This is a genomic window from Sphingomonas echinoides ATCC 14820, from assembly GCF_000241465.1.
Classification (GTDB): Bacteria; Pseudomonadota; Alphaproteobacteria; order Sphingomonadales; family Sphingomonadaceae; genus Sphingomonas; species Sphingomonas echinoides.
This window is the reverse complement of record NZ_JH584235.1, coordinates 1,953,170-1,974,255: the sequence shown is the minus strand read 5'-3', so window position 1 is coordinate 1,974,255 and position 21,086 is coordinate 1,953,170. Positions and strand designations below refer to the sequence as shown.

At 66.0% G+C, this 21,086-nt stretch carries 20 protein-coding genes; 4 read left to right on the top strand and 16 right to left on the bottom strand.

Annotated elements, in window-relative coordinates; translation table 11 throughout:
- Window positions 1-40 precede the first annotated feature (40 nt).
- Window positions 41-1,300 carry a DUF3422 family protein gene (locus ON00_RS09225; RefSeq protein ID WP_010405238.1) on the top strand — a complete coding sequence of 420 codons (1,260 nt, stop codon included), beginning with the start codon at window positions 41-43 and terminating at the stop codon, window positions 1,298-1,300.
- On the opposite strand, the gene ON00_RS09220 is transcribed toward ON00_RS09225, so the two are convergent.
- Window positions 1,248-1,643 (bottom strand): antibiotic biosynthesis monooxygenase family protein, encoded by a 396-nt coding sequence (locus tag ON00_RS09220; RefSeq protein WP_010405236.1) that lies wholly within the window; start codon window positions 1,641-1,643, stop codon window positions 1,248-1,250. The genes ON00_RS09225 and ON00_RS09220 overlap by 53 nt on opposite strands.
- Window positions 1,640-1,969, bottom strand: coding sequence for an NIPSNAP family protein (locus ON00_RS09215; protein ID WP_010405235.1), 330 nt, complete (start codon window positions 1,967-1,969; stop codon window positions 1,640-1,642). The genes ON00_RS09220 and ON00_RS09215 overlap by 4 nt, the downstream gene beginning before the upstream one ends.
- A 138-nt stretch (window positions 1,970-2,107) precedes the next feature.
- Here ON00_RS09215 and ON00_RS09210 point away from each other — a divergent pair, with 138 nt between their 5' ends.
- Window positions 2,108-2,821, top strand: a complete 714-nt coding sequence (locus ON00_RS09210) for an ArsR/SmtB family transcription factor (RefSeq protein ID WP_010405233.1) — start codon at window positions 2,108-2,110, stop codon at window positions 2,819-2,821.
- A gap of 87 nt (window positions 2,822-2,908) precedes the next feature.
- Here the strand turns inward: ON00_RS09210 and hemA are convergent, their stop codons facing one another.
- From hemA to bchF, 14 genes are read right to left on the bottom strand one after another with little or no spacing between them, the layout of a single operon-like run.
- Complete coding sequence (gene hemA / locus ON00_RS09205) at window positions 2,909-4,129, bottom strand: 5-aminolevulinate synthase (RefSeq protein ID WP_010405231.1); 1,221 nt, start codon at window positions 4,127-4,129, stop codon at window positions 2,909-2,911.
- 15 nt (window positions 4,130-4,144) lie between these two features.
- A complete protein-coding gene (puhE, locus tag ON00_RS09200; protein WP_010405228.1) occupies window positions 4,145-4,924 on the bottom strand; it encodes a putative photosynthetic complex assembly protein PuhE in 780 nt (259 codons plus the stop codon).
- Complete coding sequence (acsF, locus tag ON00_RS09195) at window positions 4,921-5,982, bottom strand: magnesium-protoporphyrin IX monomethyl ester (oxidative) cyclase (protein WP_010405227.1); 1,062 nt, start codon at window positions 5,980-5,982, stop codon at window positions 4,921-4,923. Before acsF ends, puhE begins: the two co-directional genes overlap by 4 nt.
- A complete protein-coding gene (locus ON00_RS09190; RefSeq protein ID WP_010405224.1) occupies window positions 5,979-6,275 on the bottom strand; it encodes a hypothetical protein in 297 nt (98 codons plus the stop codon). Before ON00_RS09190 ends, acsF begins: the two co-directional genes overlap by 4 nt.
- Window positions 6,272-6,751, bottom strand: coding sequence for a photosynthetic complex assembly protein PuhC (puhC, locus tag ON00_RS09185; protein ID WP_010405222.1), 480 nt, complete (start codon window positions 6,749-6,751; stop codon window positions 6,272-6,274). Before puhC ends, ON00_RS09190 begins: the two co-directional genes overlap by 4 nt.
- A complete protein-coding gene (puhB, locus tag ON00_RS09180) occupies window positions 6,748-7,398 on the bottom strand; it encodes a photosynthetic complex putative assembly protein PuhB (protein ID WP_010405219.1) in 651 nt (216 codons plus the stop codon). Before puhB ends, puhC begins: the two co-directional genes overlap by 4 nt.
- Complete coding sequence (puhA, locus tag ON00_RS09175) at window positions 7,395-8,168, bottom strand: photosynthetic reaction center subunit H (protein ID WP_010405216.1); 774 nt, start codon at window positions 8,166-8,168, stop codon at window positions 7,395-7,397. Before puhA ends, puhB begins: the two co-directional genes overlap by 4 nt.
- 18 nt (window positions 8,169-8,186) lie before the next feature.
- Window positions 8,187-9,686: a BCD family MFS transporter gene (locus ON00_RS09170; RefSeq protein WP_010405214.1), complete on the bottom strand. Its 1,500-nt coding sequence runs from the start codon at window positions 9,684-9,686 to the stop codon at window positions 8,187-8,189.
- Complete coding sequence (bchM, locus tag ON00_RS09165; RefSeq protein ID WP_010405210.1) at window positions 9,683-10,369, bottom strand: magnesium protoporphyrin IX methyltransferase; 687 nt, start codon at window positions 10,367-10,369, stop codon at window positions 9,683-9,685. Before bchM ends, ON00_RS09170 begins: the two co-directional genes overlap by 4 nt.
- On the bottom strand, window positions 10,369-11,259 hold the full coding sequence (bchL, locus tag ON00_RS09160) for a ferredoxin:protochlorophyllide reductase (ATP-dependent) iron-sulfur ATP-binding protein (RefSeq protein ID WP_010405207.1): 891 nt from the start codon (window positions 11,257-11,259) through the stop codon (window positions 10,369-10,371). Before bchL ends, bchM begins: the two co-directional genes overlap by 1 nt.
- Before the next feature lie 11 nt (window positions 11,260-11,270).
- Window positions 11,271-14,957: a magnesium chelatase subunit H gene (locus ON00_RS09155; RefSeq protein WP_010405206.1), complete on the bottom strand. Its 3,687-nt coding sequence runs from the start codon at window positions 14,955-14,957 to the stop codon at window positions 11,271-11,273.
- Window positions 14,947-16,581, bottom strand: a complete 1,635-nt coding sequence (gene bchB, locus ON00_RS09150; protein ID WP_010405204.1) for a ferredoxin:protochlorophyllide reductase (ATP-dependent) subunit B — start codon at window positions 16,579-16,581, stop codon at window positions 14,947-14,949. Before bchB ends, ON00_RS09155 begins: the two co-directional genes overlap by 11 nt.
- Before the next feature lie 34 nt (window positions 16,582-16,615).
- Window positions 16,616-17,899 (bottom strand): ferredoxin:protochlorophyllide reductase (ATP-dependent) subunit N, encoded by a 1,284-nt coding sequence (locus ON00_RS09145; RefSeq protein ID WP_010405202.1) that lies wholly within the window; start codon window positions 17,897-17,899, stop codon window positions 16,616-16,618.
- Window positions 17,896-18,420 carry a 2-vinyl bacteriochlorophyllide hydratase gene (gene bchF, locus ON00_RS09140; RefSeq protein ID WP_010405200.1) on the bottom strand — a complete coding sequence of 175 codons (525 nt, stop codon included), beginning with the start codon at window positions 18,418-18,420 and terminating at the stop codon, window positions 17,896-17,898. Before bchF ends, ON00_RS09145 begins: the two co-directional genes overlap by 4 nt.
- Window positions 18,421-18,636: 216 nt before the next feature.
- Between bchF and ON00_RS09135 the strand changes: the two genes are divergently transcribed.
- Together ON00_RS09135 and ppsR are read left to right on the top strand one after the other, a co-directional pair.
- Window positions 18,637-19,557: a cobalamin B12-binding domain-containing protein gene (locus ON00_RS09135; protein ID WP_010405198.1), complete on the top strand. Its 921-nt coding sequence runs from the start codon at window positions 18,637-18,639 to the stop codon at window positions 19,555-19,557.
- Window positions 19,558-19,632: 75 nt separating this feature from the next.
- Window positions 19,633-21,063: a transcriptional regulator PpsR gene (gene ppsR / locus ON00_RS09130; protein WP_010405197.1), complete on the top strand. Its 1,431-nt coding sequence runs from the start codon at window positions 19,633-19,635 to the stop codon at window positions 21,061-21,063.
- The last annotated feature ends 23 nt before the right edge of the window (window positions 21,064-21,086 follow it).

The window sequence follows — 21,086 nt, the reverse complement described above, 5'->3', positions numbered from 1 at the left end:
GCGCGGGGCTGTGTGCCCGGCGGCGCGCGGAGGCGCCGCGATGCAGGATCTGAACACCCATAGCCACCCGCTGCGCGCCGCGCTGTCGGAGGAAATGCACGTCCGCCGCTTGCCGCGCTTTGCGGCACCCTGTCGGCTGATGCAGATCGTGTCGGTGCTGGGCGAGGCCGGGGCGGGCGGTGCCGCTGCGCATTTCGATGCGATCGCGCTGCGCCACGGCCTGGGCTTTGCGCCCGCCAGCAAATATGCCGTGGTCGCGCTTGCGGGCATGACGCTGGTGCTGGAGCGGCACACCGAATTCGCCAGCTACACCTTCATCCGCGAAGGCGCCTTCGACCAGCCCTTCACGCCCGATCTGTTCGATCCCATCGCGGGCGAAATCCTGGCCGATATGCCGGGCGACGTGATCCGCGCGACGCAAATCGCGGTCTATCCGCCGGGCACGCCCCCGCCCGATGACGCCGCGCTCGACACGCTGTTCTCGCCCGATGCGCTGATCCTGTGCGAAGTGGCGGGGGGCAAGGCGACAGTGATGTCCGATTTCCGGCTCAACCCGGATGGTTTCGGGCGGCTGCTGGTGCTCGATCACGGGCTGCTGCGCGATGAGCCTGCGCAATTGGTGCTGCGGTTGCAGGAGCTGGGCAATTACCGCAACATGGCGCTGCTCGGCCTCCCGCTGGCGCAACGCCTGACCCCCGATGTCACCCGGCTCGAGGCGCGCCTCGCCGTGCTGACCGGTGCGGTGTCCGAGCGAGTCTCGCAGGACGACACCTTGCTCGACGAACTCACCTATCTCTCGGCCGAGCTTGCGCGGTTGGTGGCGGAAACGCGCTACCGCATGAGCGCGACGCGGGCCTATGCGCAGTTGAGCCTCGACCGGCTGCACACGCTCGGCATCGGCGCGATCCCCGGCTATCAGACGCTCGCCGATTTCACCGAACGCCGCCTGACGCCTGCGGTGCGCACCTGCGATTCCTTCTCGGCCCGGCTCGATGATCTGCAACAGCGCGCGGCCTGGACCAGCAGCTTGCTGCGCACGCGCATCGACATTGCGCTGGCCAAGCAGAATCGCGATCTGCTGACGTCGATGGACACGCGCACGCATTTGCAACTGCGCCTGCAACAGACGGTCGAAGGGCTGTCGGTGGTGGCGATCAGTTATTATGCCGTCGCCTTGGTAGGCTATCTCGCCGGCCCGGCACATGCCTGGAAGGACTGGGTGATGGCCGCCGCCGTCCCCGTGGTGTTCACCGCCGCTTGGCTGTTCGCGCGAAGGCTGAGGCGGGGGTTGGCGGAGTAGGGGGATGAATAGCGACGCTGTCCGCCGGCGCCTCATTACGATCGACCATTCCGTAATCGCGTATAACATCCGCGACACGCAGCCGATAGTTTGTGAAGATGCCCGCTCGCCCTTGGGCCTGCGTGGCGCGATGCGCAATTGTGTTTCGCCACGCATGAACAGCTTTCTCATCCCTAAAGAATGAGAGTGACACCATCCTGTTTGACGTGGACAGGCTTTGAAAGCGCTCGACAGACAGGAAGCCGTCGATCGTTTCGAGCTCGCCGCGCAATGCGGCGGCGAGCTCGAGATATCGATCCATCCGCCCTTCGGCCAACTCGACCTCGAAGATGACGGCGATCATGGTTTTACCAGCTGCGCATGGGGGGTAGAAGCAAGCCGGAGAAACATGCGATCTTCACGCAGGATGAAACGCTCGCGTTTCGCGAACTCGTAATTGCTACGGCCGAGGGGATCATCGCGAAGTCGGGCACGGTAAGCCTCGTAAGCGGTGAGGTCTTCGATGTTGTAGAGCCCATAGGCTGTCGTGGCTGACCCTTCGTGCGGCGCGAAATAGCCTATCAGATCGGCCCCGCAACGCGGTATCGCCTGCCCCCAGTTGCGGGCATATTCCTCGAACGCATCGACACGAAACGGGTCGATTTCGTAGCGGATGAAACACGTTATCATAGCTAGCCTTCCGGTATTGTCGTAACCGGACCAGTGTAGGCTGCACGCATCGATCGATGCTTCGACCGCCATCGAAGCATGAAGGGGGGCATATATGCGAAGTGGCCTGCAAGAGGGCTTGTTTCGAGTGAAAGATAGATGCTGACCACGACCGGAATTGCCGAAATCGCCGCCCTTATCGGTGATCCGGCCCGAAGCGCGATGCTCGTTGCGCTCATGGACGGGCGCGCGCTTACAGCAAGTGAACTTGCCAACGTTGCGGGAATAATGCCTCAGACAGCGAGCAGCCACTTGGGACGGATGACGGTTGCGGGGCTGCTGGCTGTCGAACGGCAGGGACGCCATCGCTATCATCGGCTGGCATCGGAAACCGTCGCCACCATGATCGAAGGTATCATGGCGGTTGCCGCCGAGCCGACGAACAGCATTAAACGTAAGGTGAGAACGGGGCCTCGAGACGCGGCGATGCGCCGTGCTCGCTCCTGTTACGACCACCTTGCCGGCAGCATTGCGGTGACGGTCGCTGATCGTATGAGCGAGCAGGGATACATCACGGATCTGGCGGATGGTGGCCAGCTATCCGCCGAAGGGGTGGCGTTCCTCCGATCGATCGGCGTCGATGTGGATACTGCGTTCAACCGTACAACGGCGCGCAGGCTGTTCTGTCGTCCCTGCCTAGATTGGAGCGAACGTCGCCCGCACATCGCCGGAACGATTGGTGCGGCGTTGTTGACTGCGTGCTTCGAACACGACTGGATACGCCGCATCGATGGTTCGCGGACGATCTCAATAACGCGGGCTGGCGCGCACGCACTCAACACCAATTTCGGGATCAAGGTAGGTGTGCAATAGCGGGCTGTTCCGTTCCCGATCAGGAGCGTGGATCGGGAACGTTGGCTCGCAATCACCGCGTGGTTCAGAGTGCCCCCTCCGCCCCCCTCAAGCCGCCATCGCGCGCCGCGCCAGCGCGCATTGCGACCAGATCTCCGACAGCGCGCTCACCAGGCGGTCGACATCGCCGTCGGAATGCACCGGCGAGGGCGTCAGCCGCAGGCGCTCGGTGCCGACGGGGACGGTCGGGTAATTGATCGGCTGCACATAGATGCCGTGATGTTCCAGCAGCCAGTCGCTGATCATCTTGCACTTGTGCGCATCGCCCACCATCACCGGGATGATGTGGCTGGGATTGTCCATCGTCGGAATGCCGATCGCATCAAGCCGCCGCCGCACTTGCGCAACGCGGGCGTGGTGCTGCTCGCGCTCCCAGTTGCTTTGCTTCAAATGGCGGATGCTGGCGGTCGCGCCCGCGGCCAGCGCCGGCGGCAGAGCGGTGGTGAAGATGAAGCCGCTGGCGAAGCTGCGCACGAAATCGCACATCGCCGCCGTCCCCGCGATATAGCCGCCCATCACGCCGAACGCCTTGCCCAGCGTCCCCTCGATCACGGTGATGCGGTCCATCAGCCCGCGCGCCTCGGCCACGCCGCCGCCGCGCGGGCCGTACAGGCCGACGCCGTGGACTTCGTCGAGATAGGACATCGCGCCGTGGCGTTCGCACACGTCGAGAATCTCCGCGATCGGGGCGATGTCGCCATCCATCGAATAAACGCTTTCGAACGCGACCAATTTGGGCCGGTCGGGCGCGATCTCGGACAAGCGGCGGTCGAGGTCCTCGGGGTCGCTATGCTTGAAGCGGATGCACTCGGCGCGGCTGTGGCGAATGCCTTCGATCATCGAGGCGTGGTTGAGCGCGTCGGACAGCACGACACAATCGGGCAGCCGTGCGGCGAGCGTCGACAGCGCCGCCCAATTGGAGACATAGCCCGAGGTGAACAGCAAAGCGGCTTCCTTGCCGTGCAGATCGGCGAGTTCGGCCTCGAGCTGGACATGCGCGTGGGTGGTGCCCGAAATGTTGCGCGTGCCGCCCGCGCCCGCGCCGCAGGCGTCGAGCGTCTGGTGCATCGCGTCCAGCACCTTGGGGTGCTGGCCCATGCCGAGATAATCGTTGCTGCACCATACGGTGACTTCGCCAATGCCGTCGTCTGTGTGGTGCTTCGCGCGCGGGAAGCTGCCCGCCTTGCGTTCCAGTTCGGCGAAGATGCGGTAGCGCCCGTCTTCCTTCAGCGTATCGAGTTGCCCCGAAAAGAATGCCTCATAGTCCATGGCGTACCTCCCCGATCAATCGCGTATCGCGGCTTTTGCCGCTTGGTTCTTCGCCGACGCCCAGTGCCAGAGTTTGGCATCCCTGAGCGGCAACACAAGGAAAAGATGTTCGACCACGCCCAAAGCGGCCAGGCCAGCGAGCAAGGTCGCGGTGGTGGCAGCGCCGCTTTGCGCAGGCGCGGCCTCGGCCAGCGTCCACGCCCACCCGGCAAGCGCGGCCGATCCGCCGATCGACAGCGGCAGCAGCGCGTTGAACGCGCGCTTGCGGAAATAGCTTTTGAGATAGGCAAGGTGCGCCGGGAACACTTCGTCGCTGAGATTGGGCACGCCCAGATACAGGTTGAACTTGGCGCTGAGCCGCAGCACGAACAGCAGCAGGAAAGTGAGCGGCGCGGCCTGGTTGGGCTGGCCCCAAGTGAGCGCGAACAGCAGCAATGCGGTCGCGGCGATCGCCACTTCGTGATGGATCACGGTCGCGGTGGCGGCACGAAAGCGCGCCCAGCCGACCACGCCCGGCGGGCAGGGCGCGCGGTTGGGCCCGGCGACGAAGCCCATCAGAAAGCCCATTTCGTGCCAGCCCCAGATTACGATCGCCGCGGCAAAGCCGAGATAGGCACCGCCCCAACTCGCATCGTCCGCGCGTGCCCACACCGCGCCGGTGGCGATGAGCGCCAGCCAGCCGACCAGCGTGAAGCTGGTGCGGAAGGTATGCTGCGGGCGGCTGTCGAGCCACACCACCGCCGCCGTCCCGATGAACCACAGCATCAGCGCGAAGAGAAGCGGTGGAATGGTCACCAGACCGGGGCCAGCCGCGCCGACACCGGAATCGTGTTGCGCTGCACCGGGGTGAGATACAGCCGGGCGAAGGCGAGCGCGGCGGCACCGGTCAGCGCGACGCGCTTGGCCGCGCCGATCACCCCGCCTTGCGCCTTGGCGTCGTCGATCCGGGCAGCGATCTTGCGCATCCGCTCCAACCCGGCGCGGAAGGCGGGGGAATCGGTGTCGAGCACGACCGGGAACACTTGCCGCGTGATCGCCGAGCAGACGCTGAACACGCGGTGGTCATAATCGGTCGGATCGATGCCGAGCGCGGTATGGAAGGCCGGGCGGTTGTGATCGCGCACATACATCGTCGCATAGACCGCGACGAGGAAGAAGCGGATCCACAGTTTGTTATGGCCGCTCAGCAATTTCGGGTCGGTCCGCATCAAAATGGCGAAGGCTTCGCCGTGGCGGAACTCGTCATTGCACCATTCCTCGAACCAGTTGAAGATCGGGTGGAAGCGCCACTGCGGGTGCTGCGCCAGGTGCCGGAAGATGGTGATATAGCGCGAATAGCCGATTTTTTCGGACAAATACGTGGCGTAAAAGATGAATTTCGGGCGGAAATAGGTGTATTTTTTCGTCTTGGTGAGGAAGCTGAGGTTCACCCCGATGCCCGCATCCTTCAGCGTATCGTTGATGAAACCGGCATGGCGGCTCTCGTCGCGGCTCATCAGCTTGAACAGCATCTTGATGTCGGGGTTCTGCGCGCGCTTCTGAATTTCGGCATAGAGGATGCAGCCGGAAAATTCGGCGGTCAGCGAACTCACGAGGAAATCGATGAATTCCTCGCGCAGGCCATCGGGCAGGCTTTCGATCACCCCGTCAAACGCATCAGTCCGGCGGAAATGGCGGTGGTTGGGATCGGCGACCATCTCGGCGATCAACTGATCCCATTCGGCGCGCACCGGCGATACGTCGATGCGGTCCATCGCCGCGAAATCGGTGGTGTAGAAACGCGGCGACAGCATCGTCTCGCTGCGGGCGATGGCGAGCGTGTCGGTGGCGGTCACCGGGCGATGCATGGTCATGACAGTCTCCGATCCGAGAAGCTGACTTCGTACAAATCCGCCATTTCGAAATGGCCGAGCAGCTTGGTCCACAGCCGCTCGATCGCGCCGGCGCGCTCGACGGTGGCGAGGCGGTTGAACACGCGGCGTTCGCCAAAGGGCACTTCGATCGGCGCGCCATGCACGCGCACCTGGTCGCCGGGGTTGATCGCGACGCCATCTGCCAGCTCGACATGCGCGCACAGGAATTCGTCGCTATGTTCGATCTCGATCCGGCACGGCGTCTCGAAGCTGGCGCGGCGGAAGGCGATCATCGCGTGGTCTCCGGGGCATTCAGCAGGGCGGCAAAAGCGGCGCGATTGGTGGTGCCGAAGGCGTTGAGTTCGATCGCGCGACCGGTTGCGGTGTCGGTCAGCGACAATTCGCCATCCTGCCACTGGGTGAGCACGAAGGGCGGCGCGCTGCCGATGCCGTGCAGCCGCCGCTCGCGCGCTAACCCTCGCATCACGCCGCGGATGAAGCCGGTCTGTTGGCCCGGTACGATCGTCGCTGCGGTTGCCCCCGTGCCGACATCCTCGATCCGCACGCCGCGATCGGCAGCATCGATGAAGCGCAAGGTGCGCGATTTGACCGGGGCGACATGCTCGGCACTGCGCAGCAGCACGGGCGAGGCGGCGGGCGGCACATGCGCGATGCGCATCGTCGCAGTGAGGGTGAAGGCAAAGGCGACCAGCGTCCCCGCCAGGATCAGCGCGCCGCGCGGCAAATGCACTTCATGACTGTGGCTCATGCTGCGATCGCCCCGGTAAAGCCGGTCTCGGCCTGAGCGACGGGCGCGGGCGGCACCAATTGCCCGTGCGGATTTGCGGCGAGGCAGGTCCGGCCAAGCAGGGCTGCGACCTCGGCGGCATCGGGCACCGCGCGCAGCATCGGCTGCGGGGTGCTGACATGCCACGGCCGGGCGTGCGGCCACAAAGCGAGATAGCCGAGCTTGCGGTCCCCGGTCAGCGCGATCGGCACGTCGCCCGATCCATCGGCATAGGTGGCGAGGCCCAGCGTGCCGACGCGCGACAGCGGCAGATTGATGCATTTGGAAAAGGCGACGCCAATGCGCAGCACGATCCGGCGATTGGTCAGCGTGTAGAGCGTGGTCTTGGCCGCCCCCCAGGCGAGCAGGTTGAGCAGGCCGATGGCGAGTATGCCGAACATCGCGGTTAGCGCCACGCCCGAAAGGTCGCCCAGCCCGTGCAGCCCGCGCGCGATCGCGGCGGCCAGCGCCCACGCCCCCAGCAGCGCGAAATAGCCTTTTACCAGCCGCGTGTGGAAGGCGGTGCGCGCCAGCACGCGCCAATCGGGCGCGCCCTGCCACAGGATGCGTTCGTCCTTGGGCAGCAACCCAGGCAGGCCGGGGATCGGCTCATAATCATGCTCGGTCACAGAAACGGCTCCTGACGATCCGGGGTTGCGTAGAGATAACCGCCGCCGAAATAGCCGAGCACGCGGTCTTCCTCGTACAGCGTGATGTGGTCGGCAGCGGCGATGCGCGGGGCATCGACGAATTGGGCGGCGGTTACCGCGTCGCACACGATGCGGGCCTGGCGGCGGTCGACCGACACCATCATCATCGGCACCAGCACGGTGCCGCCCGAAGCGGGGAGATCGACCGCGAGATAGCGGATCAGGCGGTCGGCGCGGTCGACCCAGGCTTCGGAGACGGTGCCGCCCTGCAGCCCGTCACAGCCGAAGATCGGCCAGCCGCGTGGATCGGGATCGCGGCGTTCGATCGCATAATCGAGCGCCGCGCCCAAGGGCACGATGCGCGGATGCCCTTCCATATCGAGATCGGGCCATTTCGCGCGATTGGCATAGGCTGCCGGGCCGACGCCATCGACCAGCGGGTTGCCGGTCGGCGCATATGGCGCGCCGCCAAAGCGGTCGGTGCGGCGCGCGGCAATGTCGAACGGCTCGCGTCCCTTGGTCGGGGTCGTCACTGTGCCACGCCCGAAGGGGAGCAGGAAGGTCTTGGGTTCGGCCTCAAGCAGCGGCCCGCCGCGCGTATCGAGCCGTCCGCTCATTTCGTCTTCGAGCGGATAGCCTTCACGCCGATCCTCGCGGCGCAGGTAGAAAATGAGACAGAGGAAGAACAACACGAAGGCGTAAAACACCACCATCGCGACATCGATGCCGGGGGTCAAAGTGGGATGCATGGTCGTTCTCCCTTTCTCTCAGGCCGGGAATTCAGCGAGGCCGAAGCGCTTTTGGCTGGTATCGGTGACGGGGCGGACGAGCGGCCCGAGCACGACCAGCGTGGCGAGCAGCAAGACGATTTCGAGCGCATAGACCGCGCCGTATCCCGTGGCCGGATTGGCCAGCGTCGCGCCCATGTCGCGCGCCACCGCAGCGGCGGAAACGAGATCGCGCACCACCGCGCCGATCGCGATGGCCGCGCCACCGCAGGTTGCCTGCACCGCGCCCCAGGCCCCGAGCGCGAGGCCGGTGCGACCGTCCAGCTCCTCGCTGTCCGAAATCGCCATCGCCGCCGTCAGCGTGCCGACCGAGAACAGCCCCCCGCCAAAGCCGATGATCGTTGCCCCAATCGCCAGCAGCGCGGTCGCGTGAAGCGGGGCCGAGAAGATGACGCAGAGGAACGCCGCCACCCCGGCGACGCCGCCAAAGCCCGCCAGCCGGTGCGGCTCTCCGCCCGCCGCCAGGCTGCGCGCGGCGAGCGCGAAGCCGCTGAGCATACCGACCGCCCACAAGGCGGTGAGCGAGGTCGTCGCACCGACCGACAGGCCGAGGATCTGTCCGCCAAAGGGTTCGAGCAGCACGTCCTGCATCGAGAAGGCGGCAGCGCCCAGGCCGGTCGCGGCGAGCAGTCGCAGCGTGCGCGGGCGCTTGACGAAGATCGCCCACACTTCGCCGAAGCTCGGCCGGTCGGGCTCGGGCGCGGTGCCGCCGCGCCGCCGTGCTTCCTGCTTCCACAGAGCGGTGATGTTGAGCACCACCGTCAGCAGGCCCGCGCCCTGCACGATCTGCACGAGGTGCGTCGGGGTGAAATGGTCGAGCAGCCGCCCGATCACGATCGCGCTGACCATCATCCCGAGCAGCAGCATGACATACAGCAAGGCGACGACGCGCGGGCGGGTTTCGGGCGGTGCCAGATCGGTGGCGAGCGCGAGCCCCGCGGTCTGCGTGGTGTGCATCCCGGCGCCGACCATCAGGAAAGCGAGTCCTGCGCCGATCTGGCCGATGATCGCCGGACCATGGCCAAGCCCCGTCATCACCAGCAAGGCGAAAGGCAGCAGCGCGAAGCCGCCAAACTGCAGCAGCGTGCCGAACCAGATATAGGGCACGCGCTTCCACCCGAGGAGCGACTGGTGATGGTCCGACTTGAAGCCGATGAACGCCCGCAGCGGCGCGAACAGCAAGGGCAGCGACACCATCGCGGCGACGGCGGAGGAGGCCATGCCAAGTTCGACGATCATCACGCGGTTGAGCGTGCCGGTGAGCAACACCGCCGCCATGCCGACCGACACCTGGAACAGCGACAGCCGGAGCAAGCGCGCGAGTGGCAGGTCGGGGGAGGCCGCATCGGCGAAGGGCAAGAAGCGCGTGCCCAGGCGATTCCAGAAACTGCCGCTCTTGAGTGCAGCGAGCTTGTCCGCAGCGCGGGTGACATCGGTGCGCGGGGCCAGCGAGACTTTCAAGGCGGCGATGTTGCTCATGCCGGGATCAGCTCCAGCGCATGGCTTTTGTAGAAACCCGCCGAAACCTTGCGGTCGCGCCCGAGCTTTGCGCCGGGAACGGCGTTGCGCAGCAAGGTGCGCAGCAAGCGGTCGCGCACCGGCAGGATCGCGGGCGAGCGGTCGGCGCGCGGGAATAGCCGGCCGATGCCGAGCATCGCCATCAGCAGCGGCGTTTGCGGCGCGAAGGTGAAGGCGACCGAGCCGCGCGTGCGCTCGGCCAATTGCTGCACCACGGTGACGATGTCGAACGCGCGGTAATGGATCAGCGAATCCATCGCGACGACATGGTCGAACTGGCCGAGCGTGGGGTCGAGCATATCGCCGACGCGCCAGTCGATCGCCAAATCTGCCGGTGCCCGATTGCGCGCGATCTGCACCAGGCTGGCGGCAACATCGATCGCCACCACACTCGCGCCGCGCTCGGCCGCCGCCACCGCCAGCGCGCCCGTGCCGCAGCCCGCATCGAGCAGCCGCAGCCCGCGCATGTCGGCGGGCAACCACGACAGCAGCGTTTCGCGCATTTCGGTGCGCCCCGCGCGCACCGTCGCGCGAATGCCGCTGACCGGCGCATCCGAGGTCAATTGCGCCCAGGCGCTGGCGGCGGTGCGGTCGAAATAGGTTTCGAGATTGCCGCGAAACTGGGTGTAGCTGGCCGTCGTCATCACTCGAACCCCAGAAACTCGAAGATTTCGCGGTCCTTCATCGGCTGCGCGTCGAGCGGCTCGCAGCCCGCCCACATCTGCGCGGCGAGGCGCTTATATTCGAGACAGGCGGCGTCGACCTCGGGGGTCGAGTCCATCTCGAACAAGGTACATTTCTTGAGGCGCGAGCGCCGGATCGCATCGAGATCGGGGAAATGCGCGAGCCGCTTGAGGCCGGTGGCGGCATTGAAGCGATCGATCTCGTCGGTCGCCGCCGATCGGTTGGCGATCACGCCCGCCATGCGCACGTCGTAGTTCTTGGCCTTGGCCTTGATGGCCGAAACGATGCGGTTCATCGCGAAGATGCTGTCGAAATCGTTGGCGGCGACGACCACCGCGCGCTCGGCATGTTGCAGCGGGGCGGCGAACCCGCCGCACACCACGTCCCCCAGCACGTCGAACAGCACGACGTCGGTCTCTTCGAGCAAATGGTGCTGTTTGAGCAATTTGACCGTCTGCCCGACGACATAGCCGCCGCAGCCCGTGCCTGCTGGCGGCCCCCCCGCCTCGACGCACATCACGCCGTTAAAGCCTTCGAACATATAATCTTCGGGCCGCAATTCCTCGGCGTGGAATTCGACCGTCTCGAGCACGTCGATCACCGTCGGCATCAGTTTCTTGGTCAGCGTAAAGGTGCTGTCATGCTTGGGATCGCAGCCGATCTGCAGCACGCGCTTGCCGAGCAGCGAGAAGGCGGCAGACAGGTTGGACGAGGTGGTCGATTTGCCGATCCCGCCTTTGCCATAGACCGCGAACACCTTGGCGGTGCCGATCCGGTCCTTGGGGTCGAGCGCGACTTGCAGCGAACCTTCGCCGTCGAGGCCGCGGGCGGGTGGGTCGAGCAGTGCCATGGTCAGATCCTTTATGCCGCCACCGCGACGATGCCCTCGAGACGATCCTCGAGTTCATCGCTGGCGACATGGAGTGCGGCGAGCGTCGCCGCGTCGGGAGTCCAGTAATTGCGTTCGCTCGCCTCGATCAGGCGCCCGGCGACGCGCGCGGCGGCCTTGGGGTTAAGCGCGGCGAGTCGCTCGCGCATGTCGCGGTCGAGCACATAGGTTTCGCCGATGCGCTGATAGACCCAGGGGTCGACCTCGCCGGTCGTCGCCGACCAGCCCATCGTCGTGGTGACGCTGCCCTCGATCTGGCGCACCCCTTCATAGCCGTGCCGGAGCAGGCCCTCGGTCCACACCGGATTGAGGATGCGCGTGCGTGTTTCCAGCGCGACTTGCTCCTGCAAGCTGCGCACCTTGCCAGCACCCTGCGTCTGATCGCCGATATAGACGGGCGCGGTCTGCCCGCCGCGCGCGCGCGTCACCGCGCGGCTGATGCCGCCCAGCGTATCGACATATTGGTCGATGCTGGTGATGCCGAGTTCGACGCTTTCGAGATTTTGATAGGCGCAATCGACCGTCTTAAGCGCAGCGGTGAGCACGGCGGCCTGGCGGACCGGGGGGCCTTGCACGCCATAAGCAAAGCCCTTTTGCCGTTCGAAACTGTCGGCCAGTTCGTCGGGGTCGGTCCAGGTGCCGGTGTCGATCATCAGATTGACGTTGGCACCGTAAGCCCCTTCGGCATTGGAGAAAACGCGCAGCGCTGCGGTCGGCAGATCGCCGCCCTGTTCGGCCAGATGCGCGAGCGCGTGGCGGCGGATGAAGTTCATCGCCTCAGGCTCATCGGCCTCGGCGGCGAGCAAGGCAGCTTGCGCCAGCATCCGGGTTTGCAGCGGCAGCAAGTCGCGGAACACGCCCGAGAGGGTGACCACGACATCGATGCGGGGGCGTCCGAGCGCCTCAAGCGGGATCAATTGCGCCCCGGCGAGCCGATTATAGCTGTCAAAACGCGGCTCTGCGCCCATTAGCGCCATCGCCTGCGCGATTTGCGCCCCTTCGCTCTTCAGATTGTCGGTGCCCCACAGCACCATCGCCACCGTCTCGGGCAAATGCCCCGAATCGGCGAGGCTGCGCTCGATCAGTCGCTGCGCCTGCGCGGCACCATCCTTGACGGCATAGGCGCTGGGGATGCGGAACGGGTCGAAGCCATGGATGTTGCGCCCGGTCGGCAGGATCTCGGGCGAGCGCAGCAGGTCACCGCCGGTTACCGGATGGATATAATGGCCGGACAGCGCGCGGACGAGGCCATCGATCTCGCCATTGCTGGCGAGCGCACGGTCGAGCGCGGCCATGTCCTTCAGCAAGGGCGTCTCGGGCTTGATCGCGCCGTCGACCAAGGCGACGATCGTATCGCGCGGCAGCGGTTCGCCGCGGGCTTCGGACGAGGCCGCGATCATATCGATCCGCTCCGCGCGCGTCGCCGCTTCGCCCGCGACGTGCAGCCCTTGCGGGATCAGCTCGCGCTCGATTTCGTAGAGCTTGGCGGCGAGCGTCGGCACGTCGCCGTCGAGATCGAGCGCTGCCGCCTGATCGCGGATCAGTTCGGCGAGGTCGCGCAGTTCATCGCTGTCGGGCGGGGCGGCACGCCAGCGCTCGACCGAGGCTTTCAGCGCGGCCAGGCCCTTATAGACGCCCGAATTGGTCAAGGCCGGGGTGAGATAGGACACCAGCGTCGCGCCCGAGCGGCGCTTGGCCAGCACGCCTTCCGACGGGTTGTTGGCGGCGTAGAGATAGATATTGGGCAGGTCGCCGATCAGCCGGTCGGGCCAGCATTCGGCGCTCAGCCCGCTTTGCTTGCCGGGCATGAATTCGAGGCTGCCATGCGTGCCGAAATGCAGCACCGCATGCGCGCGGAAATCCTCGCGCAGCCAGCGATAGAAAGCGGCAAAGGCGTGCGTCGGGGCGAAGCGGCCCTCGAACAGCAAGCGCATCGGATCGCCTTCATAGCCAAGTGCTGGCTGCAGGCCGACGAAGACATTGCCGAATTGGCACCCAAGGATCTGCGCCGCGGTGCCATCGGCTTGCAGCTTGCCGGGTGCTGGCCCCCAATTCGCCTCGATCTCGGCCAGCCAGGTTTCGCGCGCGACGATGCTGTCGGCGGTAACACGGGCATGGACGTTGGCTTCGGTGCCATAGCGCGCGGCATTGCCGTGCAGGATCGCGTCGCGCAGCGCATCCACGCTGGCGGGCACCTCCACACTATAGCCTTCGCGCGCCAGCCGCTGCAGCGTCGCGTGGAGCGAGGCGAACACGCTGAGGAACTGCGCGGTGCCCGCCGCCCCGGCATTGGGCGGGAAGTTGAACAGCACGACGGCGACGCGCTTCTCGGCATTGGCAGCGCGGCGCAAGGCGATGATTTTGGTGGTGCGCGCGGCGAGCATTTCGGCGCGCTCGCTGCAGCTCTGCATCGCACGCACTTCGCTTGCCGCCGGGAAGGTGCAGCGGCGCTGGCAGCCGGTGCAGGGCGTCGCGCTGCCATCCGAACGGCCACCGAACACCATTGGTACAGTGCCGCCGTCCAGCTCGGGAATCGCGATCATCATCGTCGATTCAAGCGGCAGCAGGCCCTGGCGGTTCGCCCCCCACGCCTGGAGCGTCTGGAACTCGACCGGATGCGCCGCGATATAGGGCACGTCGAGCGCGGCGAGCGTCGCCTCGGCGGCGGCGGTGTCGTTATAGGCAGGACCACCGACCAGGCTGAAACCGGTGAGGTTGATGACGGCATCGACCGTGGTCACGCCATCGCGGCGGAACAGCGCGTCGATCGCGGGGCGGGCGTCGAGACCGGCGGCAAAGGCCGGGATCACGTCGAGCCCGCGCGCCTCCAGTGCGGCGATCACGCCGTCATAATGGCCGGTATCCTTCGCCAGCACATAAGAGCGCAGCATCAGTACGCCGACCGTGCCCTTGGGCGCGCGGTGGCGCGGCAGCTCGGTCACGGTGTGGGCGATGCGATCGGGCAAAGCCGGGTGATAGACGCCGATTTCGGGGTAATCGCGCGGGGCCTGCGCCTTCATCGTGCCGCGCAAGGCCCGGCGCGGGCCATCGGCATAGCGGTCGATCAGGCCGCGCACCATGTCAACGACATTGTCGTCCGACGCGGCCAGCCAATATTGCATCGTCAGGAAATAGACGCGCACGTCCTGCGCGGTGCCGGGAACATATTTCAGGATCTTGGGTAAACGCCGCAGCATCGCCATCTGCCCCGCCCCGGAACTGGCACCGGGTTTGCGGCTGCCGCGCAATTTCTTGAGCAGCGCCATCAGCCCGGTCGAGGGCTTGTCCATGCGATAATCGCCCATGCGCGTCAGCTTGACGATGTCGCCCGCCGACATCAGCCCGATCATCGCGTCGCACGCTTCCTGGCGCGCCTGTAATTGCGGCAGCACCGCGCGGATGTGATCCTCCAGGAACAGCATCGTCATGAGCACGATGTCGCCGCGCAGGATGTCGGCGCGCGCGGCGGCCAGCGCTTCGGGCTTTTCCTCCCAATCGGCTGCGGCGTGGAAGCCAATCGTCACCCCCGGATTTTCGCGCGCGAGCCGCGCCTGCGCGCGCAGGACGGCGCCCGAAAGATGGTTGTCGAGCGTCACGATGACGACACGCACCGCAGTGGCGGCGGACGGGCGGGCGGGGGCGGGCGCGCTATCGGGCATAATGCGCCTTCGCGTCATAGAGGGTGTCGAGCGTGATCGCGCGGACGCCGATCTCGGCGGCATATTTCTCGGTATTGCGGCGGGCCTTGCCGCGCACGAAGAACGGGATTTTGAGCAGTTCGCGCTCGGCCTCGGGGGACCAAGTCCCCCTCCCGCTTGCGGGAGGGGCTAGGGGAGGGGAACCGTTCGCCTCTTCCGGCGAAGGGTGGAGGGAGATTGCCACCGGAGACGTGGTCGCTTGGGGCACGCCCCCTCCACCGGCTTCGCCGGTCCCCCTCCCCGTGCCGGGGAGGATTGCAGAGGCACCATGCCCCAAATGGCTTGCGCCAGCGGCGTCGGAAAATTCGAAATCGTCGCGGAACATCGTCAGCAGATGTTCCTCCAGCCCCATCACCAGCGGGTGCACCCAGGTGTCGAACAGCACGTTCGCCCCTTCAAACCCCATTTGCGGGCTGTAGCGCGCGGGGAAATCCTGCACGTGGACCGGGGCCGAGATCACCGCGCAGGGAATGCGCAGGCGTTTGGCGATGTGGCGCTCCATTTGCGTGCCCAGCACCAGTTCGGGCTGCAGCGTGGCGATCGCCTCTTCGACTTCGAGATAATCGTCGGTGATCAGCGGTTCGAGCCCATGGTCCGCCGCGGCGGCGCGCAGATCGCGGGCGAATTCGCGATTGTAGCAGCCCAGGCCGACGACTTCGAAACCGAGTTCGTCGCGCGCGACGCGGGCGGCGGCGATGGCGTGGGTGGCGTCGCCGAAGATGAAGACGCGTTTGCCGGTGAGATAGGTCGAATCGACCGAGCGGCTCCACCAGGGCAGGCGTGAGCTATCCAACGCGGCGGCGGGATCGACGTCGGCCAGCGCGGCAACCTCGGCGATGAAGTCGCGCGTTGCATTATGGCCGATCGGCACGGTGCGCACGGTCTTCTGACCGAACTGCCGCTCCAGCCAGCGGCAGGCGGTGTCGGCGATTTCGGGATAGAGGCAGATGTTGAAATCGGCGTCACCCAGCCGCGCCAAGTCTGCCGGAGTCGCGCCGAGCGGCGCGGTGACGTTGACCTCGATGCCAAGCGTGGCGAGCAAGCGCGTGATCTCGGCCACATCGTCGCGGTGGCGAAAACCGAGTGCGGTCGGTCCGAGCAGATTGACGCTGGACCGCCGACCTTCGCGCGGTGGCCGCGCCCCGGTATCGGCAAGCGCGCGCACCAATTGGTAGAAGGTCTCTGCCGCGCCCCAATTCTCCTTGCGCTGATAGCTTGGCAGTTCGAGCGCGATCACCGGGATCGGCAAGCGCAGCGCTTCGGCGAGGCCAGCGGGATCGTCCTGGATCAATTCGGCGGTGCAGGAGGCACCGACCAGCAGCGCCTGCGGGGCGAAGCGCGCATAGGCGTCGCGCGCGGCGCTCTGGAACAGGTCGGCGGTGTCCTTGCCGAGATCGCGCGCCTGGAAGGTGGTGTAGGTGACCGGCGGGCGCTTGCCGCGCCGTTCGATCATGGTGAACAGCAGATCGGCATAAGTATCGCCCTGCGGCGCGTGCAGCACGTAATGCACGCCCTCCATCGCGGTGGCGATGCGCATCGCGCCGACATGCGGCGGGCCTTCATAGGTCCACACGGTCAATTGCATCGCGGCCTCCGCGACAGCAGGAAGCGGGCGACGGTCATACGCGCAACACGTCGCGGCGACGCAGCGGCCGCGCGAACAGTTCGGCGAGATCGCCCGCCTGGTCGAAGCCGTGGATCGGCGAGAAGACCAGTTCGATCGCCCATTTGGTCGTCAGCCCTTCGGCTTCGAGCGGATTGGCGAGGCCGAGGCCGCAAATGGTGAGGTCGGGCCGGGCCGCGCGGACGCGGTCGAGTTGGCGCTCGACATCTTGGCCCTCGCTGATCACCGTCGTGCGCGGCAGCAGCGCCAGTTCCTGCGCGAGGTGGCGGCGGTGCAGATAAGGCGTGCCGACTTCGAGCGGCACCATGCCGAGTTCCTGGGTGAGAAAGCGCGCGAGCGGGATTTCGAGCTGCGAATCGGGCAGGAAGAACAGCGTCTTGCCGACGAGCCGCTCGCGGCAATGCGCGATCGCGCGCTTCGCCCGTTCGCGGCCCGGCGCAATCACCGCGCGGAAGTGCATTTCGTCCACGCCAAAGGCGCGGGCGGCGGCGTGCAGCCAGTCGGTGGTGCCCTCCGCGCCGAACGGGAACAGCGCATCGAGTCGTACAGCACCACGATCTTCCAGCGCGCGCGCGGTCTCACCCAGAAAGGGTTGTGCCAGCAGGAAGCGGGTATTGGGGCCGACTGGCGGCATAGCGTCCGCGCGCCGCGCCGGGAGCGCATGGACGGTGGCGATGCCGAGCTGTGCGAACAGCCGCTGGAACTGGTCCTCCACCACATCGGGCAAGGTGCCGACGATCATCAATTCCGGCGCAGCGCCCGGCGCGGTGGCGGGCAATTCGGGGACAAGCGCGGCGAGGCAGGCGTCTTCGCCTTCGGTGAAGGTGGTCTCGATGCCGCTGCCCGAATAATGCAGGATGCGCCGTGCGCCATTTTGCGCGGCCGACAGCCGCTTTGCCGCGCGGCCGAGATCGAGCTTGATCACCTCGGACGGGCACGAGCCGACCAGGAACAGCAAGGTGATGTCGGGGCGGCGATCGAGCAGGCGCGCGACGATCCGGTCGAGTTCGGCATTGCAATCGACCATGCCGGCGAGATCGCGCTCCTCGATGATCGCGGTGCCGAAGCGCGGTTCGGCGAACACCATCACCCCCGCCGCCGATTGCAGCAAATGCGCGCAAGTGCGGCTGCCGACGACGAGGAAGAAGGCGTCCTGCACCTTGCGATGCAGCCAGATGATCCCGGTCAGCCCGCAAAACACTTCGCGCTGCCCACGTTCGCGCAGCACCGGCGCGCATTCGGGCGCGGTCGGCAGCGCCAGGGGCAGCGCGGGGGTCATGCTGCCATCGCCATGCTGCGGGTGGGCTCGGCTGCCTGCAGCCGGGCGGCGCGCAGCTTGAGCAGGAATTGCGTCGCGTTGACCGCATAGGTTGCATAAGCGGCGAGCGCGAGCAGCATACGGCCGCGTTCGGTGCCAAGATCCCCGATCAGCATGACGAGATAGGCGGTGTGCAGCGCCAGCACGAGCATGCTGAACACGTCCTCCCAAAAGAAGGCCGGCACGAACAGCCATTTGCCGAACACGACCTTTTCCCAGATCGAGCCGGTGACCATGATCGTGTAGAGCGCGATCGTCTTCACCACGATCGACACCGTCGCCGCGAACGCGCCTTCGCCGGTTGCGAGATAGCGCAGCACCAGCGCGGCACTGACCAGGAAGATGAGGAATTGCAGCGGGGCGAGCAGGCCTTGCACCAATGTCCAGCGAGTCGAGTCGCGGCGGCGGCGTTGCTCGGGCGTGTAGAGCGGCGTGCCCGGGTTACGCGGGGTTTTGCTGTCCGATGGATCGATTGTCCGCATCGTTCGGGTCCGCCTCTCTGCCAGGGAAGGTAGGTCCGACCGCGTTTAAGTGTCAACAAGATTTGACGTAAAATAAAATGGACACATGCTGCAGCGCGGCATCGTTAGTGCGTTGCCAGACGCTTTCAAGAGGCATACGGTGCGAGTCGCCGGATCAGCCAAACGATGGTGATCCATGCCGTAACTGCGTGTTCAACCAGACCGGGAGGGTCGGGCATGGCTTCGGTGATGAGGATCGACCACATTGGTGCCAGCGCCCATCCACAGCGCCGGACCGGTCCCGGTCGGGAATCGGCACCGGCGCATGATCTGGCAGGCTTTCGCCATCGCGCCGACATGGAATATGCCCGATCGCTGACCCGTTTGATCGAGAGCGAGATCATCCCCCGCCTGCTGGTCGCGCATAGCAACGGCGCGCACGGGGTGCCAGCCGACCCGCGTGGCGGTGCCGTGCTGCCCGATGACGTCGCCACCTTTGCGCCGCTCACGTTGCAAGTCGAGGCGGACGAGCTGCTGGAACATGTCGATCGCTTGATCGCGCGGGGCGTGTCCCACGAAACGCTGCTGGTCGATTTGCTCGCTCCGGCGGCGCGGCTGCTGGGGGAGTTGTGGGAGGATGACCGCTGCGATTTTGTCGATGTGACGATGGGCCTTTGGCGGCTGCAACAGGTCGTCCATGAGATATCGGGCCGATCGGCCTACGGGCTGCAGCAAGGGCCCGGCCCGGTGCGTCGGGCCTTGTTTGCCTCGCTGGAGGGGGATCAGCACAGCTTCGGCACGGTCGTGATCGACGAACTGTTCGGCTCGAACGGCTGGACGACGCACCGCATCAACGAAGCCTCCACGTCCGAGTTGATGGACCGCGTCCGTAGCGAATGGTTCGATCTGGCCGGATTGACGATCACCTGTGACTGTCATATCGCGCCTTTGCCTTCTATCGTCCGCGCCCTCCGGGTGTCTTCGCGAAACCCCAGGATTTGCGTGATGGTCGGGGGGCGGGTGTTCATCAACAACGCTGAGCTGGCCGTGTCGGTCGGCGCGGACGGAACGGCACCCGACGCGAGGATTGCGCTAGGGGTCGCCAGCGATTTGGTCGACGCCGTCGCGCGGGAGGCGGTTTCGCCAATGTCCGGTTGATCTCGCTATGAGGTCTCGCGGTCCTGGGTGGGAGCCGTGGGGCATAGGACGTATTGGAGCATGAGCGGTTCGTCGATGAGCGATCGTCCCCCCCTTGGCGCACCGGATGCTTTTGACAACCCTGCCTTGCTGTCTGACGCGCTGTCTCCCCAGGTCGCTGTTGCGCTGCTTGCCGCTGTGGGCGACGTTGCGCTCGTGCTGGATGGTGATGGGACGATCCGCGATGTCGCGGTCGCCAATCCGGATTGGCTGCGACAGGGGTTTGGCGATTGGCAAGGCAAGCGCTGGGATTCGCTGGTCGGGGTAGACAGTACCGGCAAGATCACGGAAATGCTGGCCGATATTGGCGATGCCGGACCGCGGCGCTGGCGGCAGGTCAATCATACGACGCCCAATGGCGATGTGCCGATCCGGTATCTCGTGATGAAGATTGGTCACGACGGTGGTGCGATTGCGATCGGGCGCGATATGCGCGCCGCCGCCGCCATCCAGCAGCGGCTGCTGCAGACCCAGCAATCGCTGGAACGCGATTATATCAAGTTGCGCCAGGCAGAAGCCCGGTATCGCTTGCTGTTCGATCTGGGCAGCGAACCGGTGCTGATCGTCGATGCCACCACCCGCCGCATTCGGGAGATCAATCCGGCGGCGCAGCGCTTGCTCGGCGCGGGCGACGGCGAATGGGTGGATCAACCCGTCGGCGCAATCGTACAACCCTCCGATCGGGATGGCTTTATCGCGCATCTCGGCGCGGCGAGCGCCAGCGATGATCTGGTCCCCTTTGCGGCGCGGCTTGCGGGCACCATGGCCGAGGCGCGGATGTGTGCACGGCTGTTCCGTCAGGGGCGCGCGGCACTCTTGCTGGTGCGCATCCTTTCGGCGGAGTCGGTCCGGACGGGCACCGATCACGCGGCGGCGCTTGGCGACGTGGTCGAGCATATGCCCGACGCCTTTGTGCTGGTCGATGCCGATCTGAACATTCTCGTCGCGAATGCGGCCTTTGTTGAACTGTCGGGTGCAGCGTCGGTGCATCGGGTGACCGGGCAACCGCTGGCGACCTGGCTCGGTCGGCCCGGCATTGATCTGCAGCTCATCCTGGGCCAGTTGCGCGAGCATGGCTCGGTGCGCAACGTCGCCACCATTCTGCGCGGCTCCGCCGGTGCGCGGGAGGAGGTCGAAGTCTCGGGCGTGGCGGCCCCGCGCAGCGAAGGCGATTGCTATGGCTTCACGATCCGCAATGTCGGGCGGCGGTTGCGCAGTGTCGCGACGCCGGAGCGCGATCTGCCGCGGTCGGTCGAACAATTGACCGAATTGGTCGGTCGCATGTCGCTCAAGGACATTGTGCGGGAATCGACCGATTTGATCGAGCGGTTGTGCATCGAGGCGGCGCTTGCCTACACCTCGGACAACCGCGCCTCAGCGGCGGAGATTTTGGGGGTAAGCCGCCAAAGCCTCTATTCGAAGCTGCACCGTCACGGGTTGGGAAATTTGGTCGCCGGCGGCGAGTGACCGAATTGTCGGCGACGACTGTC